This window comes from Streptomyces sp. (genome assembly GCF_031181705.1).
GTDB lineage: Bacteria > Actinomycetota > Actinomycetes > Streptomycetales > Streptomycetaceae > Streptomyces.
This window is the reverse complement of the sequence record NZ_JAPSKN010000184.1, coordinates 1-8,708: the sequence shown is the minus strand read 5'-3', so window position 1 is coordinate 8,708 and position 8,708 is coordinate 1. Positions and strand designations below refer to the sequence as shown.

8 protein-coding genes are annotated in these 8,708 nt (G+C 76.0%); 4 read left to right on the top strand and 4 right to left on the bottom strand.

Annotated elements, in window-relative coordinates; all coding sequences use genetic code 11:
- Positions 1 to 277 precede the first annotated feature (277 nt).
- Positions 278 to 1,240, bottom strand: coding sequence for an EamA family transporter (locus RIN80_RS24665; protein ID WP_309097846.1), 963 nt, complete (start codon positions 1,238 to 1,240; stop codon positions 278 to 280).
- 106 nt (positions 1,241 to 1,346) lie between these two features.
- Here RIN80_RS24665 and RIN80_RS24660 point away from each other — a divergent pair, with 106 nt between their 5' ends.
- Positions 1,347 to 1,859 (top strand): MarR family transcriptional regulator, encoded by a 513-nt coding sequence (locus tag RIN80_RS24660; protein WP_309097845.1) that lies wholly within the window; start codon positions 1,347 to 1,349, stop codon positions 1,857 to 1,859.
- Between the two features lie 58 nt (positions 1,860 to 1,917).
- Here RIN80_RS24660 and RIN80_RS24655 read toward each other — a convergent pair whose 3' ends face one another.
- The 3 genes from RIN80_RS24655 to RIN80_RS24645 all read right to left on the bottom strand — a co-directional run bounded on the left by RIN80_RS24655 (position 1,918) and on the right by RIN80_RS24645 (position 4,602).
- Positions 1,918 to 2,205 carry a hypothetical protein gene (locus RIN80_RS24655; protein WP_309097844.1) on the bottom strand — a complete coding sequence of 96 codons (288 nt, stop codon included), beginning with the start codon at positions 2,203 to 2,205 and terminating at the stop codon, positions 1,918 to 1,920.
- Positions 2,206 to 2,268: 63 nt separating this feature from the next.
- The gene (malQ, locus tag RIN80_RS24650) at positions 2,269 to 4,353 is read right to left on the bottom strand and encodes a 4-alpha-glucanotransferase (RefSeq protein ID WP_309097843.1); all 2,085 of its coding nucleotides are present in this window, start codon (positions 4,351 to 4,353) and stop codon (positions 2,269 to 2,271) included.
- Positions 4,354 to 4,602 carry a hypothetical protein gene (locus tag RIN80_RS24645; protein ID WP_375141803.1) on the bottom strand — a complete coding sequence of 83 codons (249 nt, stop codon included), beginning with the start codon at positions 4,600 to 4,602 and terminating at the stop codon, positions 4,354 to 4,356. It lies immediately after the preceding gene.
- Positions 4,603 to 4,832: 230 nt separating this feature from the next.
- On the opposite strand from RIN80_RS24645, the gene RIN80_RS24640 reads away from it, so the two are divergent.
- From RIN80_RS24640 to RIN80_RS24630, 3 genes are all read left to right on the top strand, one after another.
- On the top strand, positions 4,833 to 7,721 hold the full coding sequence (locus RIN80_RS24640) for a beta-N-acetylglucosaminidase domain-containing protein (protein WP_309097841.1): 2,889 nt from the start codon (positions 4,833 to 4,835) through the stop codon (positions 7,719 to 7,721).
- A 79-nt stretch (positions 7,722 to 7,800) separates the two neighbouring features.
- Positions 7,801 to 8,334 (top strand): PadR family transcriptional regulator, encoded by a 534-nt coding sequence (locus RIN80_RS24635; RefSeq protein WP_309097840.1) that lies wholly within the window; start codon positions 7,801 to 7,803, stop codon positions 8,332 to 8,334.
- On the top strand, positions 8,331 to 8,708 hold a 378-nt coding region (locus RIN80_RS24630; RefSeq protein ID WP_309097839.1), incomplete at its 3' end, for an ATP-binding cassette domain-containing protein. The genes RIN80_RS24635 and RIN80_RS24630, both read left to right, overlap by 4 nt.

The following is an 8,708-nucleotide window of genomic DNA, read 5'->3' as shown; positions in this document are numbered from 1 at the left end:
AGTAGCGGCTCCGGCGACACCAGCGGCATCAGCACCAGCAGCAAGAAGGGGCGCCCGGCCTGTGCCGGGCGCCCCTTCGGCCGTCGTACGCCGCGCCTCCCGAGCACGCCCGGGCCCGGCCCGCTGCCCCACTTCCCCACCCACCCCGCCGAACCACGCCGACGCTCCGCTTCCCATCCGGCTGACCCGCGCCGACGCCCCGCTCCCCACCCCGCCGACACCCACGCCGACGCCCCGCTCCCCACCCGGGCCGACCCGGGCCGACGCCGCCGCTCCGCTACCGCCGCACCGCGCCGTCCGCCCCGGCCGCCACGCCCCGCCGCTCCGCCTCGGCCGGACCGTCCTGGGCCTTCGCTCCGATGAGCCGGCGGGTCACCGGGCCGCCCCGCCCGGTGAACTGCCCCGCCACCGTCGCCCCGAGCGCGAGTGCCATGCCCACCAGCTGCACCGGCGTCAGCGCCTGCCCGAGCGCCGCCCAGCCGACGACGGCCGCGGTCAGCGGGGAGAGCGGCCCGAGGAAGGTGACCTGCGTGGCGGTCATGCGGCCGATGCCGCGGAACCACAGCCAGTACGCGACCGCCGTGTTGGCGAGGGCGAGGTAGAGGTAGCCGCCGGCCGCCCGGCCGTCCAGGGCCGGCGGCGCGCCCTCCACCAGGAAGGCGAGCGGCGCGATGAGCAGACCGCCCGCGGTCAGCTGCCAGCCGGTGAGCGCCAGCGGCCCGACCCCGGCGGGACGCCCCCAGCGCTGGGTGAGGACCGTTCCGGCGGACATGGAGAGCGTGGCGGCGAGGGCCGCCAGCAGGCCGAGCGCGTCCAGCGCCCCGGCCGCGCGCAGCACGACGAGGCTCACGCCGAACGCGGCCACGGCCGCGGTGAGCAGCGTGCGCCGGGTCGGCCGCTGCCCGAGCAGCAGCGCCGAGAGCCCGGCGACGCACAGCGGACCCGCCGAGCCGACGACCGCCGCCATGCCGCCGGGCAGCCGGTACGCGGAGAGGAACAGCAGCGGGAAGAAGGCGCCGATGTTCAGCGCGCCGAGCACCGCCGCCTTCCCCCACCAGATCCCGCGCGGCAGCGTCCGGGCGAGGGCGAGCAGCAGCAGACCGGCGGGCAGGGCGCGCATCAGGCCGGTGAACAGGGGGCGGTCGGCCGGGAGGAACTCGGTGGTGACCGCGTAGGTGGTGCCCCAGGAGATGGGCGCCAGGGCGGTGAGGGCGATGAGAGCCGGGCGGGAGACGGCCATGCGAGGCACCCTTCCAAGTAGGTCGGTAGAAAGTAGCTTAGCCCTAAGCTACTTTCCGTCAAGCTACTTTCTTGCGGGTGACCGAGAGGGCGCCGATACTCGTGCCATGAGCGAACGCCCCCAGCAGCGCAGGGACCCCGTCGACGCGATCATCGAGCAGTGGGCGCGGGTGCGGCCCGACCTCGACACCACCGCCATGGAGGTCTTCGGCCGGATCAACCGGATCGCGCACGCGATGGGAGAACGGGCCACCAAGGTCTACGCCACGTTCGGGATCTCCCGCGGGGAGTTCGACGTCCTGGCCACCCTGCGCCGCTCCGGAGAGCCCTACACGCTCTCGCCCCGGCAGCTCTCGGCGACGCTGATGCTCACCACGGGCGGCATGACGGGACGGCTCGACAAGCTGGAGCGGGCGGGGCTGCTGCGCCGCTCCCCCGACCCGCACGACCGGCGCGCCCTGCACGTGACGCTCACCGACCAGGGCCTCGCGCTGGTCGACGAGGCGGTCGGGGCGGGTCTCGCGGTGCAGACGGAGGCGCTGTCCGCGCTCGACGCCGAGCAGGCCGGAGCCCTGGCCGGCCTGCTGCGGGAGCTGCTGTCGGGCGCCGACCGCCCCTGACACCACCGAGGGCGCCGTCGCGGTGACCGCGACGGCGCCCTCGGTGAGAAATCCCTGATCAGGCCTTGACTTCGGTCTTCGCGTCGGCCTTGGTGGTGATGTTGGAGCTCGTCGGGTCCTTCTTGTTGTGCGACTTGTCGCCGACCATCACCAGTCCGGCGATGACCAGGTACAGCACGATCGGGGCCACGACGAAGAGACCCAGCGTCTCGATGACGCTCAGGCCCGTGCCGGGGTCGTCACCGTCGTCGCGCGTGAGCGCGGAGGCGGGGGACGACATGAGCAGCATCATCAGCGTCGTTCCGGCTGCCAGGGCGCCGGCGCGCAGGGCGTTCTTCTTGTCCACGGTGTCAAAGTATCCAACGCCCCCCGGGCCCGCGCGCCCGGGGGTGCCGTAAGAGGCCCGGCGTCAGGGTCCGGCCTCCCCGAGCACCTCCATCAGCGCGCGCAGCCGCGGCGAGGCCGCCAGCTCCTCCAGCGTCACCGGGCGCCCCTCGGCGTCCGCGATCGGCAGGCGCCAGTTCGGGTACTGGTCCCACGTCCCCGGGAGGTTCTGCGGGCGGCGGTCGCCCACCCCGTCCGGGAGCCACACGCCGACCATGCGGGCCGGGGTGCGCAGCAGGAAGCGGTGCACGGCCTGGATCTCGGCCTCCTCCGAGGAGGTGTCGGTGCCGCCGCCGGTGCCGTGCAGCAGGCCGAGTTCGGACAGCAGCGACAGCCACTCCGCCGTGTCGGCGGCCGCCTCGGCGCGCTCCTCGGCGAGCGGGCGGGTCAGCAGGCCGAGGCTGTCGCGGAGTTCCACGTGCTCGCCGGTCAGGCGGGCCGCGGTGGAGGGCAGGTCGTGGGTGGTGGCGGTGGCCAGGCAGTCCGCGCGCCAGCTCTCCGCCGGCAGGGGGCGGCCGTCGCCCTCCCAGTCGCGTTCGAACCACAGCACGGACGTGCCGAGCACCCCGCGCTCGCGCAGCGCCTCGCGCACCCCGGGCTCGACGGTGCCGAGGTCCTCACCGATCACCAGCGCCCCGGCCCGGGAGGCCTCCAGAACCAGCACCGCGAGCATGGCCTCGGCGTCGTAGCGGACGTAGGTGCCCTCGGTGGGCGGGTGGCCCTGGGGGACCCACCACAGGCGGAACAGGCCCATGACGTGGTCGATGCGCAGGGCCCCGGCGTAGCGGAACAGCGCGCGCAGCAGCTCGCGGAAGGGGGCGTAGCCGGAGTCGGCCAGCCGGTCGGGCCGCCAGGGCGGCAGGCCCCAGTCCTGGCCGCGGGCGTTGAAGGCGTCCGGCGGGGCGCCGACGGACATGCCGGCGGCGAAGTGGTCCTGCTGCGCCCAGGCGTCGGCCCCCGCGGGGTGCACGCCGACGGCCAGGTCGTGGACGATCCCGACGGGCATGCCCGCCTCGCGGGCGACGCGCTGCGCGGCGGTGAGCTGGGTGTCGGTGAGCCAGGCGAGCCGGGAGAAGAAGTCGACCCGGTCCATCAGGCCGTTGCGGGCGCGGGCCGTGTCGGCCGAGCGGGGGTCGCGCAGGCCGGTGGGCCAGCGGTGCCAGTCCGAGCCGTGCACCTCGGCGAGGGCGCACCAGGTGGCGTGGTCCTCCAGGGCCTGGCCCTGCTCGGCGAGGAAGTCGCAGTAGGCGGCGCGCCTGCCGGGGCCGAGGGGGACGTCGCAGAGCAGTTCGAGCGCCTCGCGCTTGAGTTCCCAGACGGCGTCCCGGTCGATCAGGGCGCCCTTGTGCAGTACCGCCTCGCGCAGCCGGGCCGCCCGCTCCAGCAGCGCGCGCAGCCGGTCGGGGTCCTCGACGTGGGCGGCCTCGGGGACGTCCTCGATCCGCAGGTGGACCGGGTCGGGGAAGCGGCGGGAGGAGGGGCGGTAGGGGGAGGGGTCGGTGGGGGCACCCGGCACGGCCGCGTGCAGCGGGTTGACCTGGACGAAGCCGGCGCCGAGCGACCGCCCGGCCCAGCCGGCCAGTTCGGCGAGGTCGCCGAGGTCGCCCATGCCCCAGGACCGGCTGGAGAGCAGGGAGTACAGCTGGACGAGGAGTCCGTACGAGCGGCCGGAGGCGGCGGGCAGGCGCTCCGGCGCGACGATCAGGTGGGCGTGGGCCGTGCGGCCGTCGGGGGCCGTGGCGGTCAGCCGGTGGACGCCGGGCGGCAGTTGCCCGGCCGAGGCGCGGGTCTCGCCCTGCTCGGTCTCGACGCGCAGCCGGGTCCCCTCGGGAAGGGCGGCCAGGGCGGCCGGGGGGTTCGCGCCCCAGGCGACGACGGTCGGCGGCAGCAGCCGCGCGGCCAGTTCCCGCTCCCGGGCGGCGAGCGCGGCGCGGACGGCGCCGGGCGTGCTCGCGTCCACGCCGAGCGCGGCCAGGACGAGGGTGACCGCGGTGGCCGAGGTCTCGACCGTGCGGTCCGGGGAGGGGCTGTAGGAAGGGGCCACGCCGTGCAGGGCGGCGAGGCGGGACAGGTCCTCGGAGAGCGGTTCGGCCGGCCGGGGAGCGGTCATCTAGAGCCTCGTGAGGTCCGGGACGAAGGCGGGGGGCTCGCTGGTCAGGGGGGCGGCTTCGGCGAGCGGCGGCTCACTGGTGAGGGGCTCGGCGTCGGGCAGCGGCGGCTCGCTGGTCAGCGGCGCCTCGGTGCAGGCGCTCTCGGAGCTGAAGACGCAGTACCGCGGGTCGTGGTGGGGATCGTCGAGGTCGGCGGACGGGTCGTCCGCCACGGGTTTGGACGGGGCCGGGAGCGGGAGGAACGTCATCGCAGCCACGGGGCCTCCTCTTCGGGTACGGCTTACGGGTTATCGCAGCCCTACCCAGTCGGCGGGCGGGCAGACGCCCTTCGCCGTACATCGTGCTCCTGCTCACATTCCACTCCCCTCCACTCCTTCCACATTCCGGCAAAAGCAGTCACATCGGCCACTGTCGTTGACACCCTCACCGGGTCGGTGGTGGGCTCGTTCCGCCGGTCGAACACATCTGGAGGGGGCCTGTGGGACTGCGGCGCGGGAAGCGGGCGGCGGCCCTCGCGGTCGCCGTCGTGGCCGGAAGCCTCGGGGCCGTGCCCGCCGCGGTGGCGGCCCCGTCCCCGCCCGGCCCGGCCGCGTCCCCGCCCGGTTCGGCCGCGGCGCCGGCGCCCGGCGTCACCGACGCGGGCCCGTCCGTCTGGCCGCGTCCGCATTCCCTGCGCCGCAACGGCGCCCCCGTCGCCGTGCCGGACCGGGTCGCGCTGCTGTCCGATGCGCACGCCGATCCGTACGCCCTCGACGCACTGCGCGCGCTCCTGCGGCACGCCGGGGCACGCCGGATCACCGACACCGCCGAGCCGGGCGCCCTGGTGGTGCGCGCGCGGACGCAACCCGCCCGCCCGGGTGACCGGTACGCCCTGCCCTCCGGCGGCTACGAGCTGTCGGTGGGCGGGAACGGCGTCTCCCTCACCGGCACCGGCGCGGACGGCCTGTTCCACGCCGTGCAGACGCTGCGGCAACTGCTGCGCGCGGACGGCGCGATCACGGCGGCCGTCGTGCGCGACTGGCCCGGCACCGCCGTCCGCGGAGTCACCGAGGGGTTCTACGGCACCGCGTGGACGCACCGGCAGCGGCTGGCGCAGCTCGACTTCCTGGGGCGCACCAAGCAGAACCGCTATCTGTACGCCCCGGGCGACGACCCGTACCGGCAGGCCCACTGGCGTGAGCCGTACCCGGCGGAGCAGCGGGCCGCGTTCCGGGAGCTGGCCGAGCGGGCGCGCCGCAACCACGTCACACCGGGCTGGGCGGTGGCCCCGGGGCAGGCGATGTGCTTCTCCTCCGACGACGACGTGCGCGCGCTGACGCGGAAGCTCGACGCGATGTGGGCGCTGGGGTTCCGGGCCTTCCAGCTCCAGTTCCAGGACGTCAGCTACAGCGAGTGGCGCTGCGAGGCGGACGCCGAGCGGTTCGGCTCCGGGCCCGCGGCGGCCGCCCGGGCGCAGGCGCGGGTGGCCGGCGCGGTCGCCCGGCACCTGGAGCGGCGGCACCCCGGCGCCGCCGCCCTGTCCCTGATGCCCACCGAGTACTACGAGGACGGCGCGACCGACTACCGGCGGGCCCTGGCGCGGGCGCTGGCCGAGGGCGTCGAGGTGGCCTGGACGGGCGTCGGGGTGGTGCCCCGCACCATCACGGGCCGCGAACTGGCCGAGGCGCGGCGGGCGTTCGGGCACCCGCTGGTCACGATGGACAACTACCCGGTCAACGACTACGCCCCCGGCCGGCTCTTCCTCGGCCCGTACCAGGGCCGCGAGCCGGCCGTGGCGACCGGCTCGGCGGCCCTGCTCGCCAACGCCATGCAGCAGCCGGAGGCGTCCCGTATCGCGCTGTTCACCGCCGCCGACTACGCCTGGAACCCGCGCGGCTACCGCCCCGGGGAGTCCTGGCGGGCCGCGATCGCCGACCTCGCGGGCGGGGACCGGCGCCGCGAGCAGGCCCTGGCGGCGCTCGCCGGGAACGACGCCTCGTCGGTGCTGGACGAGGAGGAGTCCGCCTACCTGCGGCCGCTGACCGAGGCGTACTGGCGGTCCCGTGCGACGGGCGCGGCGGGCGGCGGTGATGCCGCGCGGCGGCTGCGGCAGGCCTTCACCGTGCTGCGCGAGCTGCCCGTGCGGCTGTCGGGCACGGGCCTGGCCACGGAGGTCGCGCCCTGGGCGGAGCAGTTGTCCCGCTACGGCGAGGCGGGCACGGCCGCGCTCGGCATGCTGGACGCGCAGAGCGCCGGGGACGCGGCGGCGGCCTGGACGGCGTACCGGCGGCTCGGGGTCCTGCGGGACCGCCTGCAGTCCGCCCGCGTCGAGGTCGGCACGGACGTGCTGGACGCGTTCCTGCAGCGGGCGCAGAAGTCGTACACGGCCTGGTCGGGCATCGACCACGAGCCGCCCCGCAACCCCGGGGACGGCCGTACCCTGCGCTTCCCGCAGGCCCGCCCGCTGACCGCCCTGACCGTCCTGACCGACCCGGGCACGCGGGGCCGGGTCGAGGTGCGGCTGCCGGGGCACGGCTGGCGTGCGGCCGGCCGGCTGGACGCGTCGGGGGCGACGGAGGTGCGGCCGCCGGACGGAGCGCGGGCCGGGCAGGCGGTGGACGCCGTGCGTGTCGACGGCCCCACTCCCTCGCGGGTACGCCATCTCGTCCCCTGGTTCGCGGACTCGCCCGCCACCTCCCTGGGCCTGGACCGGGACCGCGCGGACGTGGAGACCGGCCGCACCGAGCGGCTGACGGCGCGGCTGGACTCCCTGCGGCCCGCCGGCACGCGCGGCCGGCTCACCGCCGAGGCACCGCCGGGCGTGCGGGTGCGGGTGCCGCGCGCCGAGTGGGTCGTACCGCGCGGCACGACCGTCGAGGTGCCGTTCGAGGTGACCGTGGAGCGCGGCGCCCCGACGCGGTCCTACGACGTCCGGCTGCGTTTCGCGGGAGCCGCCCGCACCCTCACCGTCCGGGCGTTCCCGCCCACCGGCGGACCCGACCTGGCCCGCAGCGCGACGGCCCGCTCCTCGGCCGACGAGACGCCCGACTTCCCCGCGTCGGCGGCGAACGACGGCGACCCGGACACCCGCTGGTCGTCGCCGGCCGACGACGGCGCCTGGTGGCAGATGGAACTGCCCCGCCCGGCGCGGCTCGGGCGGCTCGTGCTCCGCTGGCAGGACGCGCACCCGTCCGCCTACCGCGTCCAGGTCTCGCCGGACGGCCGCCGCTGGCGGACGGCGGCCACCGTCCGCGACAGCCGGGGCGGCCGCGAGAGCGTCCGCATGGACGAACGGGACGTGCGCTTCGTCCGCGTGCAGGGCGAGAAGCGGGCCACGCCGTACGGGTACTCACTGTGGTCGGCGCAGGTGTACGCGGTCACGGGGTGACCCCGGGAGAAGGTCCGGCGCGAACTTTCCGCCCGCCAGCTATTCACTCAGTACATGTACTGAGTGAATAATGAGCGCCATGAGCACCCGCCACATCCTGCTGGGCCTGCTCGCCACGGGTCCGAGCCACGGCTACGACCTCAAGCGACGCCACGACGAACGCTTCCCGCAGGCCCGCCCGCTCGCCTACGGGCAGGTCTACACGACCTTGCAGCGCCTGGTCCGCGACGGTCTCGCCGAGGTCGACGGCACCGGCTCGGACGGCGGCCCGGAACGGACGGCCTACCGCTCGACCGACGAGGGGACGCGCGAGCTGTCCCGCTGGGCCGCGGAGATCGCGCCGCCCGCGCCCTTCGTGGCGAACGAGATCTTCGCCAAGGTCGTGGTCGCGATCCTCTCCGGCGGCGACCCGGCCGGGTACCTGAGCGCCCAGCGCGCCGCCCACATGGAGCGGATGCGGGAGCTGACCGCCCTCAAGGCCGCGCCGGGCGCCGACCTGGCCACCGTGCTCTCGGCCGACTACGCCCTCAACCACCTCGACGCCGACCTCCGCTGGATGAACACCACGGCGGCCCGGCTCACCACCCTGACCGCGGAGGTCGACGCAACATGAGCAGACCCGTGCCCCTCCTCACGGCCCGCGGCCTCGTCAAGGCGCACGGCGGCACACCCGCCCTGCGCGGCGCGTCGGTCGAGCTGCACGCCGGGGAGATCCTCGCCGTGACCGGCGCGAGCGGCAGCGGCAAGTCGACGCTGCTGCACTGCCTGGCCGGGATCGTCCGGCCGGACGAGGGCTCGGTGACGTACGACGGCCGGCGGCTGGAGGAGCTGTCCGAGCAGCGGCTGAGCGAGCTGCGGCGCACCGACTTCGGCGTGGTCTTCCAGTTCGGCCAGCTCGTCCCCGAGCTGACGGTCCTGGACAACGTCGCCCTGCCCCTGCTGCTGGCCGGCGACGACCGGGCCACCGCCCGGGACCGGGCCGGCGCG